Origin of the sequence: Cellulosilyticum lentocellum DSM 5427 (genome assembly GCF_000178835.2) — a bacterium.
Lineage (GTDB): Bacteria > Bacillota > Clostridia > Lachnospirales > Cellulosilyticaceae > Cellulosilyticum > Cellulosilyticum lentocellum.
In genome coordinates this window covers 2,124,130-2,148,853 of record NC_015275.1, presented here as the reverse complement: position 1 = coordinate 2,148,853, position 24,724 = coordinate 2,124,130, and the positions used below count along the sequence as shown (strand labels likewise).

The window sequence follows — 24,724 nt, the reverse complement described above, 5'->3', positions numbered from 1 at the left end:
ACTCCTAATTTAAACGTTTATTTTTCTTATTTTCCTCAAAAAGTAAGGTTTTAATAGCTTTTGCTAATACTTCATCATCCACAGCTTGCATACGATCGGTCATGTTTTTTTGCAAAAAGCGCTCTAATAAAGGTGAATAGCCTTGCTCTTCTTTTTTCACCAATGGTTTTGCTGTATTTTCTTTACTTACTTTTCCTTTTGTTTTCTTCATTTCGCTCTCCCCTGCCATTCACATACGGTATCTTTACAAATACAATGTTTACATTTCATAAAGTCTGGTGTTGCTATTGGCTTATACTCCTCTTCTAACATTTCTCTCATTTGCTTCATTGTACGCTTAAGATTTGCTCTTAGCCTAGCCGTGTTACGAATCGTAAAGGTTTTATTGGCATAAACCAGTTTTCCATAAGGTGGCCTTTTTCCATAAACTTCTTCAATGATTAAAAAATAAGCTACCAGTTGATACACATCTCCTAGGTGTGGTTGATCTTCTGTTAGCTTACCACTTTTAATCTCTAACGGAATATAACGTCTTAGCAGCCAGGTTTCAAAGATAAAATCCGGCTTTCCTTGTAAAGCTAGACGTTCTGCTACTAAAAGCTTTGTTCCTTTTTCATCTTTATAAATGGCTGACGCTCTTTTGACACCTATTTCTCTCCGGTCTTTAACACTTATTGTGGGTCTAAAACCTAACCATAAAAAGAGTGTAAAACTAAGGAGTAAGCTTATTTCTATTATTGGGACCATCTCATAAAACTCCCAACTAAAATAGCAATCACTAGGATTAGCCCTAAAATCATTAATAGACGTTTGATGCGGTAGCTTCTATAATAGGCCTTATGAAATTTAATTCCCTTTGTAAAATGCGCTTCTGTTTTACTTTGTTTACTACCTAGTGCTTTATACTGCTCCTTTAAAGCAGTTTGCCCATAATAACGGCCATAATACCACTGATAGGGACAATAAATAAAGCGATTTATTTCATTGGCAGATAACTTTTTATGGGCACTTCCCTTTTCTTTCTTCATAAGGTTACTCGTCTAATATTTCTTCCTAATAATTTATGATAACCTACATAAGGCTCTTCACTACTTGTTTCTAAAAGCTCATCTATCATTTTAAGACGTGAATCTGAGAAGTCTGCTAAATGAACAATCATAGCTTCTATACATTTAGGCCTTTTAGGTGATGCATATTCATATTCACCATGATGAGCGATGACTACATGCTTAAGTAACATTTCAATTTCTGCTGGAAAGCCTTCAATTTGGCTAGCTGCATCATGAATTATTTCAGCTCCAATCACTAAATGGCCAATGAGCTGGCCTTCATCTGAATAATCATTCCTTGGAAAAGTGGTTAATTCTCTAAGCTTGCCAATATCATGCAGTAAACAACCTGCTATTACTAAATCCTTTTGGGCATTTTCATATAAATCTGCCATAGCAAGACCTAGTTTAGTGACTGTGATGGTATGCTCTAATAAGCCATTTAAATACCCATGGTGAACACTCTTACCAGCACTATGAACGATAAAATCATCATACGTTTTTTCATCTAAAAAGATGGTCTCTAAAAGCTGCTTAATAGAAGGTTCTTGAACCTTTTCAATGAGCTCTAATAGCTCTGCTTCTAATACATTTACATCTTTTTTGGTATGTGGAATAAAGTTCTTTAAGTCATAACCGCCTTCAGCTTTTTGTATTTTAGTCACATTAAGCTGCAAGTTTTCTTGATATAGTAAGGTCTCTCCTTCTACTTCTACAATATCATCTACTTCAAAAGGTAAAATACAACTATGAAAGGACCAAATCTTGGCATCTATAGCACCCGTACGGTCCTGTAATCTAATAGTACAATAGTCTTTTCCATTTTTATTTTTTAAAATTTGTTTAAACTTACATAAGTAATAGCCTTTGATATTGTCTTGAGGCTTCATATCACTAATTTGTGTCATATACTCTCTCCCTTTTCTTTCCTAAAGTAATACTAACAAATCTACCATGAGTTTTCAACGCTTTCTATAGATTTCACTGTTAAATTCTGTTAGCAAACAAAAGAAAAGGTATTTATTCTTAGCATCTTGCCCTTGCCAAGATAAATACCTTGTTTTTAAAATAGATTTGCTTTCTTCGGTTGCAAACTAAAATAGAAAATAACCGGCTTATTTTCTTCTGATTCAACGCCGACCACTTCTCCATGTTGTTTGATAATTTCTTTCACAATAACTAGCCCTAATCCTACACCGCGCTTATCCATTCCTCTAGAACGATCTCCTTTATAAAAGCGATTCCAAATTTCTGATTGTTGCTCTTTTGGAATAGGTGGTCCTGAATTACAAATAGCTACCCATATTTTATCATCTTTTAATGCTGTTCTTACTTCTATCGTACCATCTTGCTCTACAAATTTCATAGCATTATCTAAAAGATTTTGGACCACACGACTGATTCCATCTAAATCTGCTACAACATAAGGTGGATCTGCTTCAAACATCTTAACTAAACTTACACCTTTTTCTAAAGCCCGTTTTTCTAAACTAGCAAAATTACGTTCAATAACACTATTAATATTGAAAGCTGTTTTATGAAGCGCATCTTTAGATTCTTCCATCTTATTTAACTCTAGAATAGTATTAGTCATACCAATCATACGATGCGTTTCACTAAGTACAATCTTTAAATAGCGTTCTTGCTTTTCTGGGGAAATAGTTCCATCTAACATAGCTGTTACAAAACCTTGGATGGAAGTTAAGGGAGAACGTAAATCATGAGAAACATTAGCAATAAAACTCCGCCTATTTTCCTCAATCTTATCTAATTCTTCAGCCATATGGTTTAACGACAAACCTAGTTCCGCTATTTCATCTTGCCCCTTCACTATAATACGCTCATCAAAATGACCACTTGCTATGGTCTTAGCAACTGTATTCATTTCTTTTAGGGGCTTGGTCATTTGTTTAGAGATAAAATAAATCCATATGAACATGACCGTCCCTACAATCCCCACTACCTTTAAAATTAAATTTCTTACTTCATCAATAGTCTGAAGCACATAAGGCATAGGTGTATGAATAAACAAAGCGTATTGTACCTTTTCACCTACTCCCATGGGATAACCAATGGTTAAAACAGGTGTAGAAAAATAATCTTTAAAACCATTTTCAAGTCCCACTGCACGTCCCTCAAAAACCTCTTGCAAGTTAGCTTCTTTGGGTAACTTTTGTGCCATATTTTGTACACTATCTTTACCAATTACAAGCCCCTCACCCTTTTGATCTACAATCCAGGTAGTCGCTTGCAAATAACTGGACATGACTTGTACACGATATAAAATTTTCTCTAGTGCATCTTCTTTAGAAGTACTATAAGCACCCTCTTTATAAAATTCCGTGGCAATGGTTTGTGCTTGCTTTCTCATAATATCCTGAGTATATTTCACAAAATAGGACTGAAACGAATGGGTAAAGGTGATAAAGAGCATGACTAACATCAGCACTAAAATACTGATATACACAGAAACTAAACGGCTAAATAAACTTGGAAATCTCAGTTTATCCATTATCTCTCGAATTTGTAGCCTACGCCCCAGACGGTTTTTATGCTCCATGTGTGATCACCCTCAAATTTATCTCTTAGCCTCTTAATATGCACATCTACAGTTCTTGTATCTCCTACAAAGTCATATCCCCAAATCTTATCTAAAAGCTGCTCTCTAGTAAAAACTTGTTTAGGATGACTTGCCAGAAAATAAAGTACCTCTAGTTCTTTTGGTGGTAATTCTACTAAAGCTCCTTCATAAGTCACCGAATAATTATCCTTATCAATAATTAAATTATCAAGCACAATACGATTTTTAGGTGCAACTTCCTCTATCGGTTGCGTATTACGTCTAAGGACAGCTTTCACTCTTGCTATAAGTTCTTTAGGATCAAATGGTTTTACCATATAGTCATCAGCCCCTAACTCAAGGCCTAATACCTTATCAAATACCTCTCCTTTAGCAGTAAGCATAATAATCGGCGTGCGATGCTGCTTACGAATTTCTTTACAAACATCATAGCCATCTAGTTCTGGTAACATGACATCTAGCAGTACTAAGTCTGGATAAAAAGATTCAAACACTTCTAAAGCTAAGCGACCTGTAGCCACTTCTTTTGTTTCATATCCTTCTTTATTTAAGTATAAAGCAATTAATTCGGAAATATTGGTGTCATCATCTACTATAAGTATCTTTAACATATCTTCCCTCTTTTCTATAGATTACTGTTTTATTTAATCGTTACTACTGTAACCCCCATTTCTCCTTCTCCATAAAGTCCTGGTCTTTGGTCTTGTACATGAGGGTGTCTTTTTAACTTTTGGGTGATGCCGCTTCTAAGGGCACCTGTTCCTTTACCATGAATAATGGTAACTTGTTTAAGCCCTGATAAGTAGGCGTCATCTAAATATTTATCTACTACCGGCCAAGCTTCATCTACCATCATTCCTCTTACATCTACTTGCGTGGAAATGGTACTTGTTTTATTCATATGATAGCTCACTTGACCTTTTGTTTTTTTCTTTTCCTGCTTTTTAGCTACCTGTATTTCTTCTTCTAATCTTGTAAGCCCACTTAATGGGATGCGCATCGGCATAATACCTACACGTACTTCTACATTACCACTACGGTCTGCTGCTGCCGTTACAACGCCTTTTTGCATTAACGAGGTTACCATTACTTCTTCGCCTACTTCTACTGCTTTTAAAGCGACTTTTTCTTGTCTACCTACTACTTTTCCTACACGTTTATGTTGTGCAGAAACAGTATCTGACATGCGCTTTTTTGCATTGTAAAGGCTTTGTTCATCAATGGTTGCTTGCGCTTTTCTAGCTACTGCTCTTACTTCCTTAAGCACCTTGTCCGTTTCAGCTTCAGCCGTTTTAAGTATTTCTTTAGCTTTTAACTCCGCACGTTCTAGTACTTTTTTCTTAGCTTTCTCTAATTTCTTACGTTCGTTTTGAATTTCTTCCTTTAGATGTTCTGCTTCATCACGAAAAGCTTTGGCACGTTCACGTTCCATTTCAGCTAAACGCTTGCTTTGCTCTAAGTCAACTAAGATATCTTCCATTTTGACGTTTTCTTTTTGTAAGTAAACTTTAGCTTCGTCGATGAGATACTCTGGTAATCCTAATTTCATAGAAATAGCAAAGGCATTACTTTTACCTGGTACTCCAATTAAAAGGCGATAAGTTGGTCTTAAGGACTCCACGTCAAATTCACAGCTTGCATTTTCTACGCCATCAGTTGAAAGTGCATATAATTTAAGTTCACTATAGTGAGTCGTTGCAACAGTACGAATTTGTTGTTTTCTAAGATGTTCTAGGATAGCCATGGCTAGGGCAGCTCCTTCTACTGGGTCTGTTCCTGAACCTACTTCATCTAATAATACTAGGGAGTTTAAGCTCATGTCTTTTAAAATGCTTACAATATTAGTCATATGAGCTGAGAAAGTACTTAAACTTTGTTCTATACTCTGCTCATCACCAAGGTCAGCATAAATTCCTTCAAAAATAGCCATTTCACTACCTTCAGCCGCTGGAATCTGTAAGCCTATAGCAGCCATAAGTGAAAAAAGTCCTATGGTCTTTAAGGTAACTGTCTTACCACCTGTATTAGGTCCTGTAATAAGTAAGGTGGTAAAATCCTTCCCTACATAAATGTCAATCGGTACAACACTTTCTTTTGCTAAAAGAGGATGCCTCGCTTTTTTCAGAAAAATGTAACCTTGATTGTTTAAGCGTGGCTCACGACAATCATAACGAAGGGAAAATTCACTACGTGCAAATATACTATCTAAAAGGGTTAAAAGCTCATAGTTTCTTCCAATCTCCTCAGTAATAGGGGCGATTTGATTGGTTAATTCAATGAGCAATTTTTCAATCTCTTCTTGTTCTTTAACCTCTAAACTTTTTAAGGCATTCCCTAACTCTACAACAGCCATAGGTTCAATAAAAACAGTAGCACCTGTAGAGGATTGATCATGTACAATGCCTTTAAATTGACTTTTATACTCAATCTTAATAGGAATACAATAACGATCTTGTCTCAGTGTCACAACAGGATCTTGTATCATATCTTGATAATGGCTAGAATGAATCATATTTTGAAGGACTTCTTTAATTTTAACACCTAAGGATTTCATTTGTTTTCTAATGTGTGCCAGTTCAGGTGTTGCATCATCTGCAAACTGATCTGCGGCTATAATACAACGTGAGATTTCTCTTTCTAAGGTTGTAAAAGGTGTTAAGCCTTCAAAATAGCCGCCTATTGAAGGATATACTTCACCTGTAGCAATCGCATCTTGATAGTAGTTCTTGCCTTGTCTTGTTAATCTTAATACATCTCTAATGGCTAACAACTCACCTGCACTCAAAATAGCACCTATATCAATATGTTTTAAAATAGGCTTAACAGCTTTAAGAGTACCAAGAGGCATTTTACCTTGTTTGATACTTATATGAATAGCTTCTGCAGTTTCTTTTTGAAGCGTTTTAACTTCCTCAAGCTCTGTAAGAGGCATTGCATGAGCAACGGCTTCTTTTCCACCTTCTGTTACTGCATAAGCTTTAACTAATTCTTTAACTTTATGAAACTCTAACTTATAAAGTGTTTTTTCATTCATTGTGTTACCTCGTATACAATATTTTACGCTATTTTTATTATGGCACATCTTCTGCTATTTGGAAACACCCTTGCCCGTAATTTCACCAAAACGTAATACAAAAAGAGTCCTCAAAAGGACTCTTCTCATTTTAAAAATAATGTAAGATACGACTTCCCATTACATAATTACGAGTATAGTAATTACTACTTAATCGGCTGAGCATGACACCTCTCGTACTATCTGCATGAAGAAATTGACCATTACCTGCATAAATACCCACATGAGAAATACGGCCGTTATTAACACCCGATGTGTCAAAAAATACTAAGTCTCCTGGCTGAAGCTGTGATTTTGTAACTGGAATACCATCTTTGGCTTGCATATAGGAAACTCTACTAATGTCAATATCAAAACCTGCATAAACCCTTTGGGTTAATCCTGAACAGTCTACTCCGCTTCTTAGATCGTTTCCTCCCCAAACATAAGGGGTTCCAATAAAGAGCTTGCCATAGTCTACAATTTCTTCTCCTAATACTTTACTATATGGAATAAAGCTATCATCAGGTACTTCCACAAAGTCTTTAGATACCCAGCCTTCTTCACCTTTTACACTTACTCTATACCATTTATCATTTTGTCCAAGGATATGGAGTTCTTGCTCATTAGCTAACATAAGCACCTTGCCGTATTTACTTGGATAGTTCCTTACATTGATCTCATTTCCTACTAACTGAGCTGTTACTCCTGTGTAACTTGGAAATATGTTATTTTTAGCTGTAGTAGTAGCATAAACAGGAATTAAAGTTCCCCATAAAATACCAATTAGACATACAGCTTTAATTATTTTTTTCATTGTTTCCTCCTAAAATGCACACGCTAGGCGTGATTTAAAAATCAACCCTATTTCATTATGAACGGATTTTCTATTTTTTATACATCTTAGTCAGAAAATTGTTTTTATTTACCAGTGATAATGATGTAACTCACCTTGCTTAGTAAGATGCTCAAACTGATGTTGTCTAAGCGCTTCATATATGACAATGGCTACGGAATTAGATAAGTTTAAAGAACGTGCTTCAGAAATCATAGGGACACGAATGCATGTTTCTTTGTTATCTAATAAAATTTCTTCTGGAATACCTGCTGTTTCTTTTCCAAACATAATATAGCATTCTTCTTCATAGCTTACATCTGTATACGTTTGTCTTGATTTTGTTGTTGCCATATAAACTTTAGGGTAATTATTTTTTTCTAGAAATTCCTCATAATCTTTATAAGTTTGAACATTAACAAGATGCCAGTAATCAAGACCTGCTCGTTTAATCTGCTTTTCATCTAAAGAAAAGCCTAAAGGTTCTATTAAATGCAAGGTAGCACCTGTAGCTGCACAGGTTCTTGCAATATTTCCTGTATTTTGTGGTATTTCTGGTTCGTGTAAAACAATATGCATCATTATGCTTCCTTCTTTCTTTGTTCATCCATTATTTCTTATTGTAACACGACCTTTCATTTCGTTCAACGATGCCATCTGGCTTATTCATCTATGCGACCATTTAATACTTACCTACTATTCTTTTTACCTGACAATGACGTCTTTTAGGATAAGCTAGGTGATGAAGAAAGTTTAATACCTTTTCTTCATAAGCTTTCTTCTCATGGATATAAGCTCTAATGTGTCCTTGCACAGTAGGTACCCAATAGTCTACTTTTCCTTTTTCTTTAATAGCCTCATAGATAGTTAGGGTATCTTTATAAGGAATGACCTCATCCCCTTCTGCATGAATAAGTAAAAGAGGCCGCTTTCCTAATTGCTTAGCAGCTTCTAAAGGACTTACTTCTTTTATATTCATACGAAGCCAATGCTTAGTTAACCCCACTGTTAAGTAACTAAATGGAAAACTTGGAAGCTTTGTAAAACGGCTCATGTTCTCATATAAATAATGTTTTAAATCCGCATAGGGACTATCTGCTATAATTCCCCGCACTTCTTTTGCCATAGCACCAGCCATAATAGAAACAGCTGCTCCCATTGACCATCCCATTAATACAATATGATGACAATGCTTTTCTTTTTTCACATAACGGATAGCTGCTAATAAATCATAACGTTCTAAATAACCGCCAGTTGACATCCTACCCTCTGAAAAGCCACAGTGTCTAAAGTCATACATAAGTACATGATACCCATCAGCACTCATCCGCTTTACCAAATCAAATAATGCAATCCCTTCTAGTGTTCTTACATTATGATAGCCATGAGATAAAATAACTGTATAACGGCTATTTCTAATCACGCCTTCTTCTTGAGCTGGTATCCACCAACCAGATAACATTAACCTTTTGCCTCCCTTGTTCCTTACTGGTCCATCAAAACTCACATCTTCATAAAGAAGGCCATAATCTGAAGGCCACTTATTAATGGTTTCAGATGGTGTATACATCATTCGATAACCAATATATAAACAAGTTCCTAATATAGCGCCACCTACTGCGCAAGGCGCTAAAAAAATCCAGTCTTTACTTTTCATTTCTAAGCCACCTCTATTACTTTTTATTAGTTTGTTCATCTACTTGGTTTTCTATAACTATTCTCTGGATACTCATCAAAAAAAGACTTACTTAAGTCCATTGAATAGAATAGGATTGCTTAAGTAAGTCACTACTTTATTTGTTTAGTTTCGCAAAAGCCTCTGCAAAAGCAAAGTTACCTTCTTCCTTTTTAGTTTGCTCTTTAAGGTATTTTTGTACAGACTTCTTGTCTACCTTTTTGCTCTCGCTACGGTATTTCTTATTAAAGACACTTAACTTTTCACGGAAAGTACAAGTGGTACAAACATAAATTTGCCCTTCACCTTCTCCTCTTAATTCTAACTTTTTATGGCAGTTAGGGCATCTTGTTTGGGTGAAACGGCTAATATTTTCTCTATAACCACAATTTCTATCTTGGCAAACATACAGTTTTCCATGCTTTCCTTTTACTTCTAACATGAGCTTGTTACATTCAGGACAGCGTTTACCTGTTAGATTGTCATGAATATATTTTTCTCCGCTTCCCTTAACAGATTGCACCAGTTCTTCACTATAAACTCTGATTTTTTTCATAAAGGCTTTTGGATCTTGTTTACCTTTACTAATTTGTTCTAATGCCATTTCCCACTCAGCTGTAAGTAGTGGTGATTTTAAATCAACTGGTACTAACTCAATGAGCTGCTTACCTTTAGAAGTAGGAACGATTTCCTTCCCACTTTTCTCGATATAAAACATGTTGTAAAGCTTTTCTATGATATCGGCTCTTGTTGCAACTGTACCAATGCCACCGGTCTCCCCTAATGTCTTAGCTGCCTTTTGATCCACTTCTACATATTGATGAGGTTTTTCCATAGCAGAAAGTAGTGTAGCTTCTGTAAAACGACTAGGTGCTTTTGTCATTTGCTTCGTTTTAAAGAACTGTTCTAAAACAACTGTTTCTCCCTTTTTAACTTCTGGTAAGCTTTGTACCACTTCATCCTCATCTTCATCGGCTTCTATTTCATAAAGCATTTTCCAGCCTGGTTCAATCACTTTTTTGCCCTTTGCTACAAAGCATTCCCCTTCACTGCTTACCTCTAATACGCCTTCATTATAAGCCATAGGTGGTAGTAAAACACTTAGAAAACGCTTGACAACTAAATCATAAATTTTACGTTCATCGCTATTAAGCTTTGATAAATCTGGACTTTCCTCTGTTGGAATGATGGCATGGTGATCTGAAACTTTGCTATTATCTACAAAATGTTTACTTGACTTAATACCATTTTTCAGAACTTCTCTTGCTCCTACTTTATAAGGTCCTATAGCAATAGCATTGATTCTTTCTTTAAGTGTTGGTACGATATCCTCTGACAAGAATCTAGAATCTGTTCTTGGATAAGTAAGCACTTTATAATTTTCATATAAACGCTGCATCACTGATAGGGTTTCTTTTGGGCTAAAGCCAAAGCGTTTATTGGCATCTCTTTGAAGCTCTGTTAAGTCATATAAAGCTGGTGCATATTGTTTCTTTGATGTTTCCTTATATTCGGTTACTTGTGCCTTGCTCCCTTCTAACTTGCCAATTAAAGTAACTATTTGCTTTTCATCAAAGAAACGGTCACCTTTTTTACCTTTATAAGCAAGTTGAATGCCTTTACACTTGGCTGATAACGTGAAGTAAGGCTTCGGCTGAAAGTTTTTGATAGCTTCTTCTCTAGCTACAATCATTGCTAAAGTGGCTGATTGCACACGGCCTGCTGAAAGCTGCGCATTAAACTTACAAGTCAGTGCTCTAGTAACATTAAGTCCTACTAACCAATCTCCTTCTGCCCTACAGACAGCCGCTTTATATAAGTTTTCATAATCTTTACCTGGCTTAAGATTTTTAAAACCTTCCGAAATTGCTTTATCTGTAACAGATGAAATCCATAAACGTTTAATAGGCTTTTTAACCCCTACTTTATCAATGGTCCACCTTGCTACTAATTCCCCTTCACGTCCTGCATCTGTAGCAATAATGATTTCATCTATGTCTTTTCGTAGCATTAAGCTCTTAACGATTTGAAATTGTTTACCTGTTCCTTTTAATACAGTTAATTTCATGCGTTCTGGTAGCATTGGAAGTGTTTCCATACTCCATGTTTTATATTGATTACCATAAGCTTCTGGGTCAGAAAGACCTACTAAATGTCCCATAGCCCAAGTAACTACATACTTAGGTCCTTCAAAAAAACCATTTTGCTTTTGTGTGCATTTTAAAACACGTGCTATATCTTTTCCCACACTGGGTTTTTCTGCAAATACTAATATTTTTCCCACTTTATTCTCCTTGTCTGCTTACTTTGTCATCTGCTAGCTCGTTTAATAACCTCTTTTATTATAGCATTCTTTTCAAGATATAAACAGCATCAAAAGAACCTCCTATTGTTTATGATAGGAGGTTCTCGTAGAAATAATTTATTTCTTCTTTTTAATAACAATATAGCCTAATAAACCTACGATGACAATAGCACCGATAATACCTATTACTAATGGTACATTAGAACGTGTTACTGTCTGAGTTGGTGCAGGACTTTCTGTAGGCACTGGTGTTGCTTCTAATGGTGGTTCAGTTGTAGGTGCCTCTGTTTCACTAGGTGCTGGTGTTACCTCCGCTACTTGATTAGCCAATGCCTCTATTGCTGTTTGGGCTTCAGCTTCTGTTTTATAAAGCTGCGCCTCACCTGCAGCAACACCTAAATCATTACTTCCTGCTAGAGCTGAAATAACGACCCAATATTCCTGTTGCTGGTCTATAGGAATATCTTTAATATCACTAGATTGTGCTTCTGCTTGGCCATCTCCATTGATATCCACACTAAATACTAAATTTAAATGATGCTCCGCATTAATGGTAGCTGTATACCAATGCTCCGTTTCCTCAGCTGTCATAGTTGTTCCTGGAAATGCACCAAGTATCTCTCCATCATCACCCCAGTTATATATATTCATACTCTCCCATCCACTATTATATGCATGAATGACTACAGAAGTGGCAGCTTTAGTCTCTGCACTTAACCCCCAAATACTTGTTACAATTCCTAATGCCATCAAAAATGACCCTACTCTTTTTAACATCTGATTCATTTTATTCACTCCTTATAGATTAAATTTTTAATTAGCTATTTATTATTTTGATATAATAAGTGTGTCCTGCAGGAATAACCAAGCTGTCTTTTTGATTGATAGGGGTATTATATAATACCTCTTCACATCTACCTCCTTCCTTCTTTCCTCTGTATGCTATTTCATAAGTGAGGGGCCCCTGTGTTTGATTGATCACTATATCTATCATTGCTTCCTGATCATATCGTCTCATAACAAAAAGCTTCCCTTGGTAAAACAAGCTCATTTCTCCTGTTTGAAGTACTTTTTCTTGCTTTCTAATCGCTATTAATCGCTTATAATAATGATATACATCTTGATCCCAATGTGCTTCACACCAATCAAATCCTTTTCTGCATCCTGGATCATATTCACCTATCATCCCAATTTCTGTACCATAATAAGTACACGGAATCCCTATATAGCCGAATAAAAAAGCTACTGCATTTTTAAGTGAAGCCTTATCTTCCTGACATAAAGTTAAAAACCTTTCTGTATCATGACTATCTAAAAGATTAAGCATCCCTTCATTAACTTGCTTAGGATAACGCATATATAAACTCGTCAGTTGTTCTTTAAAAGCCTTAGCATCTATAGCCTTTCTAGCAAAATAATCTCCCATTAATTTAGTAAGTGGATAATTCATGACACTATCAAATTGATCACCCATGAGCCACGGATAAGCATTGTGCCAATTCTCTCCAATAATCACCACCTCTTGATTAATGCCTTTTACTAGTTCTCTAAATGCTCTCCAAAAGCCATGTTCGATTTCATCTGATACATCTAAACGCCAGCCATCAATACCATAGGTTTTGGTCCAATAACGAACAACGGAAAAAAGATACTCTCTTACTTCTGGATGAGCTGTATTTAGTTTTGGCATATAAGGCACCTGAGAAAAAGTTAAATAGTTAGGCGGCTCTAGAATCACTTTCTCCCCTTCAATAAAAAACCAATCATAATACTTAGATGCTCGCCCTTTTTGAACCACATCTTGAAATGGAGCAAATGCCATACCACAATGATTAAACACTGCATCTAAAATAATTTTCATCCCTTTTTGATGTGCTTTTAAGACTAGTTCCTCAAAAATTTTTTCATCTCCGAAATAAGTATCAATTCGCATGTAATCTACAGTATCATATTTATGATTAGAAGGAGCTTCAAAAATAGGAGTTAAATAAATAGCATTAATACCCAGATTTTCTAAGTAATCTAACTTTTTAATAATACCCTTTAGATCCCCTCCCAAAAAACTTTTAGGCGTAGGATTATCTTCCCAGGGCGTTAAGGGTATTGGAGAATTTGCTACATCTCCATTAAAAAAACGTTCTACAAAAATCTCATAAAAAATAGCATGTTGAAGCCAAGAAGGCTGCTTATGTACATCTTCTGCATTAATAAAGGGATATTGAAAATAATAGCAATAAGCCATATCATCATTAAATGATTTTTCTAATCCCACCTCTGTTAAAAATAAATACTCTTCACCTTTTTTTAATCCAAAGTAATAACCAAGTCTAGTATCCTCTAATTGAAGCCTATACTCGTAGTAGTCATAATACTTATCTTGATAAACCTTTTGCATCTGCCCACTCTTTTTATTTTGCCAATTAAACTTATTGCCATAAAACAAAGTAACTTCCTCTAAATCATCTTTGGCGGTCCTTAAGCGAATATGCAGTTCATCTAACTTATAAGCATACGCATAATTACTTTTCGGGATATGACATAGTGCTTCTTTATTCATATTAGTCTCCTTCATACTGTTATTCAGCTTGAGAAGCAAGTATAGCTTCCCAAGTTTCTATCGTCTTTTTCTGTGCTTCATCAGGCGTAAGTTCCCCATCATATAAAGAAATCAGCGACTTCTCTGTAGCTGTCCAAAAAGCTTTAATATCTTTTACATTAGGCATAGGAAAAGAATTTTCAAATTGCTGTGTAAAAGGCTTCACCAAAGGGTCTTCTCCTAGGCCTCTTACATTGGATACATCCTTTAAGGTTGTAATTTTATTAGCTTTTTCATAAAGTAATGAAGCCCCTTCATCTGACACAAGAAATTCAGCTAGTAATTGGGCTGCTATAGGATACTCTGTCCAAGCTGATACATGAGCTGTTTTCACCCCTGCAAAAGGTGTTAAACTTCTTCCTTCATAAGTAGGTAGCGTCGTTACGCCAAAATGAACCCCACTATCTCTAAAGGTTTTGATATCCCATGGTCCTGTAATCTCATAAGCTACCTTCCCTTCCATGAATAAATTTCTCACAAACTCTGCATTCCTTAAATCTGTAGCACTAACAGGCATAATTTCACGAAGGCTATAAATAAGTTCAAGTCCCTTTTTAAAAGCCTCTGTTTCAAAGCCAGGATGTGCATTATCATCACCATTCTCTCCAAACGCATGATAACCAAAAGCACTTAATAAAGGATAGGCTTTATAGGTATCAGGGGTAGAATAGAGGAAATAAAACTTATTGTTTACCACATCATTATAAGTCTTAGACTCTTCTAATATTTCCTCTAGTGTGATAGCTGGTGTTTCACCTACAAGATCTTTGTTATAAAATAAGCAACTGGTTTCAATGGATACTGGTACCCCATATAGTTTGTTATCTACCGTTACCGTTTTAATACCAACATCATTCATCTTTGCTTTAATACGTTCAGCTATTTGTGGATTAATCTCTAAAAACAAACCTGCTGCCATGCCTGTTGGCATATTATCATGTGAACTCATAAATACATCTGCTCCTGTCTGAGTCGGTCCAGTTAAAATCATTTTGTCAATTTCACCCATACCTACTTTTTCTACTGTGACTGGCACACTATATTGAGCTTCAAAAGCAGTAGCAATGGCTTTGCCATACTCCTCATCTACGGTCCAAAATACAAGCTTTGCCCCTTGTTCTGGTACCAATTCCCCCTTTTCATTGACTTCATTACTTTTCACCTCAGTTTCATCCTCTATAGGCAAAGCCTTATGGCAACCCATAGCTCCTAAACTTATTAATAAACTTAATGTAATAATGGCATGTTTTTTAAATTTCATTTATTAATCCCCCTTTGATTTCACTATTCTTTACTTGCTCCTGATGCAATACCTTGTACTAGAAACTTCTGAAATACTAAGAATAAAAGCGTACATGGAACAGCAATAACCACTGAACCTGCTGCAAAAGTTGTAAAATAAGAGTTTTCATTGCCTGTAATCATACTATAAAGGCCAACAGCTACCGTTCTTGTTTTGTCTCCTGTTAACAAAAGATTGGGTAAAATATAATCCATCCATGGGAACATAAATTGTGAAACCATACAGTACACAATGATTGGCTTTGACATAGGTACAATGATTTTAAAAAATGTGGTAAGTTTTGTACTACCATCAATATAAGCAGCTTCATCTAGTGACATAGAAATACCATCTAAGTAACCTTTAACAAGCCAAACATTATATGGAATGGCACCTATCGAATACAGAAGTACTAAAGCTAGTGGTTTTCCTACCAACCCCAAGTTAACAAACAGCGAATAAATAGCTGTCATAGATAAAAAGCTAGGAAACATGGATAAGATAAGCAAAGTGATAAGACCTTGCTTTTTCCCTTTAAATTGAAATCGTGATAATACCCAAGCAGTTATTAAGATGAGAAAAACTGAAATGATTGCATTTAAAGTAGCAATTTGAAATGTATTACTAAACCAAGTGGTAAAATTCGTTTCTTGAAAAAGTCGCCTATAGTTTTCGAAAGTCAATTGCTTTGGAATGAAGGTAGAAGTTGCTAAACTTGTTCCTTTATTAAAAGAAGATAAGACAATCCACGAAACGGGTACAATCACAATGATCGACATGATAATTAATTCTAGATTCACCAAAATGGTCTTAATTCTTGTCTTCATGCTATTCCACCTCCTTAAAAGCTTGTGTTCTTTTAAAGTTATAAAAAGATACCGTTCCTATGACTACAAAAATGATAATACACATAACAGCGGCCATATTATACATTTGATCACTTAAGGTAAGCTTATAGATCCAAGAAATAAGAATATCTGTATGACCTGCTAAATGATAATTCGGATTAGCTGGATTTCCTTCCGTCAAGAAATAAATAATACCAAAGCAGTTAAAATTATTAGCCAGATTCATAATAATGAGTGGTGCCGTTGCCCTAAAAATAAGTGGTAATGTGATATACTTAAAAGACTGAAAAGATGTAGCTCCATCAATGTGGGCTGCTTCATAAAAAGCCTGATCCACATTCCCTAATACCCCCTGAATCATTACCATAAACATCGGAAAACCAAGCCATAAATTAACAACGATAATCGTAACCTTAGCAATAATCGGATCTGATAAAAAGGGAATTCTCTCATTCACCAAGCCTATATCAATAAGTAATTGACCTAAAGGGCCAAACTGACCATTGAGTAAGTTTCTAAATACCAATAGTGTAATCATTTGTGGAATAGCCCAAGGTAAAATAAGAATGCCTCTAAAAAAAGCTTTGCATTTGGCATAGGAGCTACTTAATAAAATGGCTTGAAATAAGCCTAGAAAGTAAGTTGTAAAGGTTGCACTTACAGCCCAAATAATCGTCCAGCCTAAAACTGAAAAAAAAGTTGTGGACCACACTGGTACTTGAAATAACTTGGTAAAGTTAGAAAGTCCTACCCAATCAATTAAATGAGCTGGGGGTAAATGATTTTTATTATAGTTTGTAAATGCCGTTAAAACTGAAAAGATAATAGGCATCACAACAATAAACATAATAGCCACTACAATAGGTGCTAAAATCACATACGGAAAGAACTTAGTACAAGTCAGTTTCAAATACTCTTTTGAAGATATATAAATTCCCTTTTCGTCAATCATCTTGCCAGTTTGATAGCTGTCTCGTAAATTCCATATATAAATGGCTATAAATAATCCTAAAAGCAATAGGACAATAATGCCATTAATTAAAAGTATTGTTGAATGGTCTCCTGTTCTAGCGCCTACCTTCTCTCCCAAGGTAATAAATCCCCAAATACCTTTTGTAAAATAACCACCATGAATTCTTATACTAAACTGCTTAATTTGACCACTTAAATATTCTAACCAATAGCCGCTTTGTAGCTCTATTCCCACGAATAGCATTTGTACAACGAAGAACAATAGCCCCTTTATGTATTGCTTGCCTATGAAAAATTGTCCACTTCCCCATATGAAAGCAGATAATCCTACTGCCTTTGTACTTTTCTTCATTTCACATCCTCCCATCACCTAATACTCAATAACTTAATCGTTTAAGTTGATTTTAATTTATCACGATATTTTTCTATAGTCAATATAATTTTCACAATTTTATTTTTATTTAAACCATTTTTTTGTTGCATTTTACTAATATTTTTACTTAATCATTTTTTGTTAAGTCGTTTTCTTACCTTTCCTCGCTTCTATTTACATACTTTTTACACTATCATTTCTTTTTATTAAGTTAAATAAGTAGCTGAATAAAATAAAAATACGTAAAAAAAGAAGTTGCATTTCTGCAACCTCTTTTTAGTCCTATTAATCTGGTAACATTAAAATTCTCGTTTCTGCTGCTTCATCATATTTCAAAGTTAAAAGCTGCTTTAGAATGTGAACACCCATTTCAGCTTTTCTTTTATTACTTACTTCTATATATCTTGTATATGGTAATAAAGTTTCTCTGGCCGCTCCTGAAGCAATCACTACTATTTGGCTAGAATCTATATAACGCTCTACTTGTACCCCTAGATTTTCACCTATTACAATACCTTTTTTCCCTATATGCCGTTCTAAAAAAGCTTTCATATCAGCATGTCTTTTATGAATGAAAATATCTTCTTGCTTAAAATCACTCATTAAAGTATTTCTTACTTTGCCATTAATCACATCTTCCATTATTAAATAAGGATAGGGTTCACCTAGCATTCGTTTAGCTTGGTTTAACAGAAAAGTATAGTCCGGTAATACTTTATAAAACAGCTGTAATTCAACATCACAATCCATAAAAATAATAGGAACATAATATTGACTTGTAATTTTTTTAAAATGTTTTTCATCTACATCAATAATAAATGCAGCTTCTAAAGAACGCTTAGAGATAATATCTATATTTTCAAGATCATGTGTCATAGAAATCACTGTATCATATCCTATTTGATGCAGCTCACCTTGAAGGTGAGCTGCTAAATCATAATAATATTGCTTTTTAGTGATGGGGTCATCAGGTTTTAAATGAATCATAATCCCTACTAAATTACTTTTCCTATTTACTAAGGATCTAGCAGATAAATTAGGGACATAACCCATTCTTTTAGCAGTTTCTAATACCTTGAGTCTCATATCATGACTAATTTTTTCTTTTTCTGAATGGTTTATGACATAAGAAACCGTAGCTAAAGAAATATTTAATTCTTTAGCTATGTCTTTCATTGTGACTTTCCCCTTAGCCATTAGACATCCCCCCATGACTTATATGATTTCTTCTTATCTTATCTCGTTTCACTACTTATTTGCTTAAATGTGCAATACGTTCTACCACGGCTTCAAGCATTGTTTCGTATTTTTCCTTTTTAGCTTTTTCTTCCTCTAAAAGTTTGGCTGGTGCTTTTGCTACGAAGCCTTCATTTGCTAATTTTTTATTAACACGTTCTACTTCACCTTCAAGTTTTGCTTTTTCTTTAGCAAGACGATCCAGTTCTTTTTCGATATCTACTAGATCAGCAAATGGAATATAAACCGTTGCATTTGGAATCACTACAGATACAGCATCACTATCAATACCTGTATTATCTTTTTGAATCACAATTTCTGAAGCATAACCTAGTACTGCAAAGAATACCTTACCATTTTCAAAGGTGCTAATTACTTTTTCATCTTCTGATACAACAAATACTTTTGCTTTTCTTGATGGTGGTACATTCATTTCACTACGTAAGTTACGAATGTTACGTACAGCTTCTTTGATTAAGTTAATTTCTTCTTCTTCAGCTTTAAAGTTCCACTCTTCTATAAAAGCAGGCCATGTTGAAATCATGATAGAGTCTTCTTGATCTTGTAGACCAAGGAAAATTTCTTCTGTAATAAATGGCATATAGGGATGAAGCATTTTTAAAATCTGGGTCATGACTGTCTTAAGAGTCCAAAGTGCTGCAGGTCTTGTAACGTCTTCTTTGTTATAAAGACGTGGTTTTACCATTTCAATATACCAGTCGCAGAACTCTTCCCATGCAAAGTCATATAATTTTTGAACAGCTACACCAAGGTCATATTTATCCATATTATCGGTTACTTCCTTAGCTAAAGTATTCACTTTTGAAAGAATCCATTTATCAGCAGGAATTAAGTCTTTTAAGTCTACTGTTAAATTAATATCCTCTCCTTCATAGTTCATCATAATGAAACGTGCTGCATTCCATAATTTATTACCAAAGTTACGGTTAGCTTCTACTCTTTCATAGTAGAAACGCATATCATTACCAGGTGCATTACCTGTTACAAGTGTGAGTCTTAAAGCATCTGCACCGTATTTTTCAATCACTTCAAGTGGATCTACCCCATTACCAAGTGATTTACTCATTTTACGTCCATCAGCTGCACGTACAAGCCCGTGGAATAAAACATCTTTAAATGGAATTTCTCCCATTTGTTCAATACCTGAGAATACCATACGGATAACCCAGAAGAAAATAATATCATAACCTGTTACAAGGACACTTGTAGGATAGAAATGTTTAAGCTCTTCTGTATTTTCTGGCCAACCTAAAGTTGAGAATGGCCATAGCGCTGAGCTAAACCATGTATCAAGGGTATCTTCATCTTGAACAAAGTTTGAACCACTACATTTAGAGCATGTATGAGGTTTTTCTCTAGCAATAATAATTTCACCACAATCTTGACAGTAGTAAGCAGGGATTCTGTGTCCCCACCATAATTGACGAGAAATACACCAATCTCTGATATTTTCAAGCCAGTTGTAATAGGTTTTTTCCATACGTTTTGGTACAAGATTGAGTTCACCGCTTTTAACAGCTTCAATAGCAGGTTTAGCCATTTCTTCCATTTTTACAAACCATTGTGCCTTGATCATTGGTTCAATAACACATTTACAACGGTCATGTGTTCCTACATTATGCGTATGAGGTTCTACTTTTACAAGGAAACCTGCTGCTTCTAAATCAGCTACTAAAGCTTTTCTTGCTTCATAACGATCCATACCTGCATATTTACCACAAAGGTCATTCATACTGCCGTCATCATTCATGACACAGATTTCTGGTAAGTCATGACGTTTACCTACTTCGAAGTCATTAGGGTCATGTGCTGGTGTAATTTTAACAACACCTGTTCCAAATTCTTTATCAACATAAGAATCTGCTACGACTGGAATCTCACGATTCACAAGTGGAATACGAACCTTTTTACCCACTAAGTGAGCATAACGTTCATCTTCTGGGTTAACAGCAATGGCAGTATCTCCAAGCATAGTTTCAGGTCTTGTTGTTGCTAATTGTACAAATTCATCACTACCTACTACAGGATAACGAAGATGCCAGAAATGACCTTCTTTTTCCTCATGTTCTACTTCTGCATCTGAAATAGAAGTCCCACAAACTGGACACCAGTTAATAATACGTGAGCCTCTGTAAATATAACCTTTTTCATAAAGTCTAATGAAAACCTCTTGTACAGCTTCTGAACAGCCTTCATCCATGGTAAAGCGTTCTCTATCCCAATCACAAGAAGAACCTAATTTTTTAAGCTGTTCTACAATACGGCCACCATATTGCTCTTTCCACTCCCATACTTTTTCTAAGAAACCTTCACGGCCTAAATCTTCTTTTGTAAGCCCTTCAGCTGCAATTTTTTCTACCACTTTAACTTCTGTTGCAATACTCGCATGGTCTGTTCCTGGTACCCAAAGGGTATTAAAACCTTGCATACGTTTGTAACGTGTTAAAATATCTTGAAGGGTATTATCAAGAGCATGACCCATGTGAAGTTGCCCTGTGATATTGGGTGGTGGCATCACAATTGTAAAAGGTTTTTTATCTTTTTCTACTTCGGCATGAAAATAACCTTTTTCCATCCATTGATGATAAAGGCGCTCTTCAACGCTACTTGGATCATATACTTTTTCTAACTGCTTCATATTGTTCCTCCTTGTGAATGATCTACTTTGTAATTATTTAGATATATAAGTTTGTAAACATTATTCATGATGCGCCTAGCAAAAGAAAAACAAAGCCGACGCCAACAACAACTAATCCTGCCATCCTTACTGCAATGACGGCACCCGATGTTAATAAATGCATTTCTGCTTCATCCTTAGGATCCATCTTTGTTTTGCCACGTACAATACGTCTAGCAAAAAAACAAATCATGAGTCCAATGCACAAAAGCACAAAACCTATCATCTGCATCGTCTCACCCCTTTATTTTAGGCATTTTTAAGGTAATAACGTCAAAAAGAGCTTCTTCATCCCAATAAGGACGAAGAAGCTCGCGGTACCACCTTAATTCTTTGCAATGTAAATAAATAAATTACTTTGCAAAACACTTGTTAGCTTTAACGGGCATACCCGCCATTTCCTACTATTTTCAGAAATGGTGCTCCAAAGCTACCTTCTAGTGTTCTTTTCGTAAGAAGACTTTCAGCTTATAATCTTCTCTCTCTATACGCAGTAGCACTATACTCCTCTTTTTCATTGCATCAAATGTTTAATTACTTAACATTTTATGCACCTTTCTCGGTTTTGTCAAGCATCATACTTTCATTATAAGCTTCAATAGCTACTGCTACCTTCTCTTTTAAATGTTCTTCTTGACCCAACGCATAGATCTCTTTCCATAGCTCTTCTTCATAAGCTCTTAACCCATGAATTTGTTCAATCGCTTTCTCTCGTTCTTCTTTTACCTGTTTCATCTCATTAAGCTTTTTAGGCGTTAAAACCCAGTCTGATAGATTATTAATATAATCTATCTTAATTCCCTTGCCACTTAAAATAGCTAACATATCTTCTTCAATCTCATTAAGCGTTTCATTCATCTGCAAATAAATACGTTCATTATTTTTGTTTTTTAAGTAACGGTTATAATAAAGCTCTAGCTTAGCAACGCTGTCTACACCTAACTTATGATATTGAAATTCTAGATACTGTACTTGATTAAACAATCTGATTTTAGCTTTGTTAAGATATTTAACAGCTTTTTGTTGTAAGACTACGTTCCTACTGAGTTCTTTATCAATGTTTTCTTTCAAAATAACAACACCTATAAATAAAGCTACTACTACAAATCCTATAGTTGTTAGAACTACCCATATCTGTTCTCTTAATGTCTGCAAGACTGCAAAGGAAACAAATAAGCAAATGACAATAGCTGCTATCATGATGCCACTAAAACCTTTCAGAAAACGATATCCTAGTAAAAGAGATTCTCTTTCTTCATAAAGCTCTTCTTTTTCTTCTTCTAAGTAAAAAATATGATTTTCTGTTTCTCTACGTCGTTTTTCTGCTATTTGCATTTCCTTAATGAGGTCAGGTATCTCTTCTTCATACTGACCTACTCTTGCTAAAGCTGAATTATTACTAATGAGTCTGCCTCTTAGATTCATCTTTTTTTCTTCTATGGTCTTAGCACGCCCTGCTAAAATATCTAACTTATGTATATCTTCTTTGTCTAACACTTCATATTGACTAGCTAAAGTTTCTTTACCCTCTAGCTCCTCAAGATAGTGCTGAGTACGACTCATTTTCATCTGAAGTTCATAAAGTTCCTCAAATAAACCCTCCATTGAATGTTCATCTAATTCCGTCCCTTTGCGAAACTTATTTTTTGCAAATAAGGTTGTCCATATTTTCTTTATTTTACTCACGCCTCGTTCCCCTTTGCCCTATCAAATCTTTTTTCTATATTATCACACTTCACTCATAAAAAAAAGAACCCAAAGGGTTCTTCTTAAAGCTCACTACCAAGTACATCACCAAGTGTTACTTTTTCATCACCTGATGTCATATATTCGCTGATTTCTTCATCCATTTTAGCTGCTTCTAACTCTTTAAGAGAAAGACCAATTTTTTTAGCTTCTTTATCGATTGTAACGATTTTAGCTTGTACTTCTTGACCGATTTCTAAAGCTTCTTCTGGTTTGTTAATACGTTTTTCACTAATTTGAGAAATGTGAATTAAACCTTCTAAACCATCTGCAATAGCAGCAAAAGCACCAAAGCTTGCAAAACGTGTCACTTTGGCTGGCACAACATCACCTACTTCAAAGTTGCTTACTGCAAGTAACCATGGATCTGTTGTCATATCTTTTAAGCTTAATGCAATTTTACCTGTACTTTGATCTACAGAAGAAATAATCACATCTACTTTATCGCCTTCTTTTACCACATCTGAAGGGTGTTTAATACGTACCCATGAAAGATCTGTATTATGCACAAGACCTTCAACACCACCAAGATCTACAAAAGCACCATATGGCATTAATTTTGTTACTGTTCCTGATACTTTTTCACCTTCTACAAGAGCAGCAAGTTTTTGTGTTTTTTCTGCTTGTGCTTTTTCTGTTGCAATACGTTTACCTGATAAAACAAGTTTTTTAGATTTAGGAACAAACTCAATAATTTCAACTTCTATATCTTTACCAACGAAAGCCGCAAGGTCGGCTACATAAGTATTCGTTAATTGGGAACCTGGAATAAATCCACGAAGTCCCTTAATAGGTGCTACAACCCCACCTTTAACAACTTCTTTTACATGTACTGTAAAAGTTGCTTTCTTTTCAAATAATTCTTGAATTTCCTCTATAGCTGTTTCAGCTTCTGCTCTTCTTTTAGATACAAGAACATTGCCTTCACCATCATCTACTTTCATAACATAAACATCAAAAGTATCGTCTTCTTTGATGCTTGTACGATCTATTTCATCATAAGCTACTTCTTGCCAAGGAATAAGGCCATCTGCATGATACCCAATATTCACAATAACACCTTGTTCACCAACAAGTGCTACTTTAGCTGGTAAGATTTGACCTCTATATATACGTGTCATTGATTTATCTACTTCTGCCATTAAGTCCGCCATGGTTAGATTTTCTTCCATTTTCTAATCCTCCTTCGTTTTTTACCTATACCTTTTCTATTATACACATTTCTTCATTAAAAATATAGTGTATTTATAAGTTTATTTGATAATTTATTAAGCTTGAAACCAAATCAAACCCTCTAGAGTTAAATGTAAAATGAAATCTTTCCTTATTATATTATGCTTATAATCAATTATTCTGACTAAATTATATATTTAGAAATGAAATTTTCAAATTATAAATCTGTAAAACAATAGCTATAATAAAACAACATCATTACAGATATCAAGATAACTACTTACTCGAGTTATTTATCAGAAA

General features: G+C 35.0%; 21 protein-coding genes and 1 other annotated feature. All 21 genes read right to left on the bottom strand.

Going from position 1 to position 24,724, the window contains the following annotated elements; translation table 11 throughout:
• Positions 1–4: 4 nt before the first annotated feature.
• The 21 genes from CLOLE_RS09825 to rpsA all read right to left on the bottom strand — a co-directional run bounded on the left by CLOLE_RS09825 (position 5) and on the right by rpsA (position 24,420).
• Complete coding sequence (locus CLOLE_RS09825; RefSeq protein ID WP_013656959.1) at positions 5–211, bottom strand: hypothetical protein; 207 nt, start codon at positions 209–211, stop codon at positions 5–7.
• Complete coding sequence (cas4, locus tag CLOLE_RS09820; protein ID WP_013656958.1) at positions 208–747, bottom strand: CRISPR-associated protein Cas4; 540 nt, start codon at positions 745–747, stop codon at positions 208–210. Before cas4 ends, CLOLE_RS09825 begins: the two co-directional genes overlap by 4 nt.
• Positions 735–1,028, bottom strand: a complete 294-nt coding sequence (locus CLOLE_RS09815; protein WP_013656957.1) for a hypothetical protein — start codon at positions 1,026–1,028, stop codon at positions 735–737. The genes cas4 and CLOLE_RS09815 overlap by 13 nt, the downstream gene beginning before the upstream one ends.
• Complete coding sequence (locus CLOLE_RS09810; protein WP_013656956.1) at positions 1,025–1,957, bottom strand: 3'-5' exoribonuclease YhaM family protein; 933 nt, start codon at positions 1,955–1,957, stop codon at positions 1,025–1,027. Before CLOLE_RS09810 ends, CLOLE_RS09815 begins: the two co-directional genes overlap by 4 nt.
• 155 nt (positions 1,958–2,112) lie before the next feature.
• A complete protein-coding gene (locus tag CLOLE_RS09805; protein WP_013656955.1) occupies positions 2,113–3,561 on the bottom strand; it encodes a sensor histidine kinase in 1,449 nt (482 codons plus the stop codon).
• A complete protein-coding gene (locus CLOLE_RS09800; RefSeq protein WP_013656954.1) occupies positions 3,561–4,241 on the bottom strand; it encodes a response regulator transcription factor in 681 nt (226 codons plus the stop codon). The genes CLOLE_RS09805 and CLOLE_RS09800 overlap by 1 nt, the downstream gene beginning before the upstream one ends.
• Positions 4,242–4,270: 29 nt before the next feature.
• Positions 4,271–6,664 (bottom strand): endonuclease MutS2, encoded by a 2,394-nt coding sequence (locus CLOLE_RS09795; protein ID WP_013656953.1) that lies wholly within the window; start codon positions 6,662–6,664, stop codon positions 4,271–4,273.
• A 130-nt stretch (positions 6,665–6,794) separates the two neighbouring features.
• Positions 6,795–7,499 carry a C40 family peptidase gene (locus CLOLE_RS09790; RefSeq protein WP_013656952.1) on the bottom strand — a complete coding sequence of 235 codons (705 nt, stop codon included), beginning with the start codon at positions 7,497–7,499 and terminating at the stop codon, positions 6,795–6,797.
• 108 nt (positions 7,500–7,607) lie between these two features.
• Positions 7,608–8,099 carry a tRNA (uridine(34)/cytosine(34)/5-carboxymethylaminomethyluridine(34)-2'-O)-methyltransferase TrmL gene (gene trmL, locus CLOLE_RS09785; RefSeq protein ID WP_013656951.1) on the bottom strand — a complete coding sequence of 164 codons (492 nt, stop codon included), beginning with the start codon at positions 8,097–8,099 and terminating at the stop codon, positions 7,608–7,610.
• Positions 8,100–8,199: 100 nt separating this feature from the next.
• Positions 8,200–9,174 (bottom strand): alpha/beta hydrolase, encoded by a 975-nt coding sequence (locus CLOLE_RS09780; RefSeq protein ID WP_013656950.1) that lies wholly within the window; start codon positions 9,172–9,174, stop codon positions 8,200–8,202.
• Between the two features lie 136 nt (positions 9,175–9,310).
• Positions 9,311–11,476 (bottom strand): DNA topoisomerase III, encoded by a 2,166-nt coding sequence (locus tag CLOLE_RS09775; protein WP_013656949.1) that lies wholly within the window; start codon positions 11,474–11,476, stop codon positions 9,311–9,313.
• A gap of 138 nt (positions 11,477–11,614) precedes the next feature.
• Positions 11,615–12,283, bottom strand: coding sequence for a starch-binding protein (locus CLOLE_RS09770; protein ID WP_013656948.1), 669 nt, complete (start codon positions 12,281–12,283; stop codon positions 11,615–11,617).
• Between the two features lie 31 nt (positions 12,284–12,314).
• A complete protein-coding gene (locus CLOLE_RS09765; RefSeq protein ID WP_013656947.1) occupies positions 12,315–14,054 on the bottom strand; it encodes a glycoside hydrolase family 13 protein in 1,740 nt (579 codons plus the stop codon).
• A 19-nt stretch (positions 14,055–14,073) separates the two neighbouring features.
• Entirely contained in the window at positions 14,074–15,354 is a 1,281-nt protein-coding gene (locus tag CLOLE_RS09760) for a sugar ABC transporter substrate-binding protein (RefSeq protein WP_013656946.1), read from the bottom strand.
• Positions 15,355–15,377: 23 nt separating this feature from the next.
• A complete protein-coding gene (locus CLOLE_RS09755) occupies positions 15,378–16,202 on the bottom strand; it encodes a sugar ABC transporter permease (RefSeq protein WP_013656945.1) in 825 nt (274 codons plus the stop codon).
• A gap of 1 nt (position 16,203) precedes the next feature.
• Positions 16,204–17,547 carry a carbohydrate ABC transporter permease gene (locus tag CLOLE_RS09750; RefSeq protein WP_013656944.1) on the bottom strand — a complete coding sequence of 448 codons (1,344 nt, stop codon included), beginning with the start codon at positions 17,545–17,547 and terminating at the stop codon, positions 16,204–16,206.
• Positions 17,548–17,853: 306 nt separating this feature from the next.
• A complete protein-coding gene (locus CLOLE_RS09745; RefSeq protein WP_013656943.1) occupies positions 17,854–18,765 on the bottom strand; it encodes a LacI family DNA-binding transcriptional regulator in 912 nt (303 codons plus the stop codon).
• A gap of 55 nt (positions 18,766–18,820) precedes the next feature.
• Positions 18,821–21,463 (bottom strand): valine--tRNA ligase, encoded by a 2,643-nt coding sequence (locus tag CLOLE_RS09740; RefSeq protein ID WP_013656942.1) that lies wholly within the window; start codon positions 21,461–21,463, stop codon positions 18,821–18,823.
• 64 nt (positions 21,464–21,527) lie between these two features.
• Positions 21,528–21,734 carry a hypothetical protein gene (locus CLOLE_RS09735; protein WP_013656941.1) on the bottom strand — a complete coding sequence of 69 codons (207 nt, stop codon included), beginning with the start codon at positions 21,732–21,734 and terminating at the stop codon, positions 21,528–21,530.
• A 63-nt stretch (positions 21,735–21,797) separates the two neighbouring features.
• Positions 21,798–22,029: a binding site (T-box leader), on the bottom strand.
• A 19-nt stretch (positions 22,030–22,048) separates the two neighbouring features.
• Complete coding sequence (locus tag CLOLE_RS09730) at positions 22,049–23,188, bottom strand: hypothetical protein (protein WP_013656940.1); 1,140 nt, start codon at positions 23,186–23,188, stop codon at positions 22,049–22,051.
• 83 nt (positions 23,189–23,271) lie between these two features.
• Complete coding sequence (rpsA, locus tag CLOLE_RS09725; RefSeq protein WP_013656939.1) at positions 23,272–24,420, bottom strand: 30S ribosomal protein S1; 1,149 nt, start codon at positions 24,418–24,420, stop codon at positions 23,272–23,274.
• Positions 24,421–24,724: the final 304 nt, after the last annotated feature.

Coding starts and splice junctions, on each gene's coding strand:
- CLOLE_RS09825 (WP_013656959.1), bottom strand. CDS start 211: ATGAAGAAAACAAAAGGAAAAGTAAGTAAAGAAAATACAGCAAAACCA.
- cas4 (WP_013656958.1), bottom strand. CDS start 747: ATGGTCCCAATAATAGAAATAAGCTTACTCCTTAGTTTTACACTCTTT.
- CLOLE_RS09815 (WP_013656957.1), bottom strand. CDS start 1,028: ATGAAGAAAGAAAAGGGAAGTGCCCATAAAAAGTTATCTGCCAATGAA.
- CLOLE_RS09810 (WP_013656956.1), bottom strand. CDS start 1,957: ATGACACAAATTAGTGATATGAAGCCTCAAGACAATATCAAAGGCTAT.
- CLOLE_RS09805 (WP_013656955.1), bottom strand. CDS start 3,561: ATGGATAAACTGAGATTTCCAAGTTTATTTAGCCGTTTAGTTTCTGTG.
- CLOLE_RS09800 (WP_013656954.1), bottom strand. CDS start 4,241: ATGTTAAAGATACTTATAGTAGATGATGACACCAATATTTCCGAATTA.
- CLOLE_RS09795 (WP_013656953.1), bottom strand. CDS start 6,664: ATGAATGAAAAAACACTTTATAAGTTAGAGTTTCATAAAGTTAAAGAA.
- CLOLE_RS09790 (WP_013656952.1), bottom strand. CDS start 7,499: ATGAAAAAAATAATTAAAGCTGTATGTCTAATTGGTATTTTATGGGGA.
- trmL (WP_013656951.1), bottom strand. CDS start 8,099: ATGATGCATATTGTTTTACACGAACCAGAAATACCACAAAATACAGGA.
- CLOLE_RS09780 (WP_013656950.1), bottom strand. CDS start 9,174: ATGAAAAGTAAAGACTGGATTTTTTTAGCGCCTTGCGCAGTAGGTGGC.
- CLOLE_RS09770 (WP_013656948.1), bottom strand. CDS start 12,283: ATGAATCAGATGTTAAAAAGAGTAGGGTCATTTTTGATGGCATTAGGA.
- CLOLE_RS09765 (WP_013656947.1), bottom strand. CDS start 14,054: ATGAATAAAGAAGCACTATGTCATATCCCGAAAAGTAATTATGCGTAT.
- CLOLE_RS09760 (WP_013656946.1), bottom strand. CDS start 15,354: ATGAAATTTAAAAAACATGCCATTATTACATTAAGTTTATTAATAAGT.
- CLOLE_RS09755 (WP_013656945.1), bottom strand. CDS start 16,202: ATGAAGACAAGAATTAAGACCATTTTGGTGAATCTAGAATTAATTATC.
- CLOLE_RS09750 (WP_013656944.1), bottom strand. CDS start 17,547: ATGAAGAAAAGTACAAAGGCAGTAGGATTATCTGCTTTCATATGGGGA.
- CLOLE_RS09745 (WP_013656943.1), bottom strand. CDS start 18,765: ATGGCTAAGGGGAAAGTCACAATGAAAGACATAGCTAAAGAATTAAAT.
- CLOLE_RS09740 (WP_013656942.1), bottom strand. CDS start 21,463: ATGAAGCAGTTAGAAAAAGTATATGATCCAAGTAGCGTTGAAGAGCGC.
- CLOLE_RS09735 (WP_013656941.1), bottom strand. CDS start 21,734: ATGCAGATGATAGGTTTTGTGCTTTTGTGCATTGGACTCATGATTTGT.
- rpsA (WP_013656939.1), bottom strand. CDS start 24,420: ATGGAAGAAAATCTAACCATGGCGGACTTAATGGCAGAAGTAGATAAA.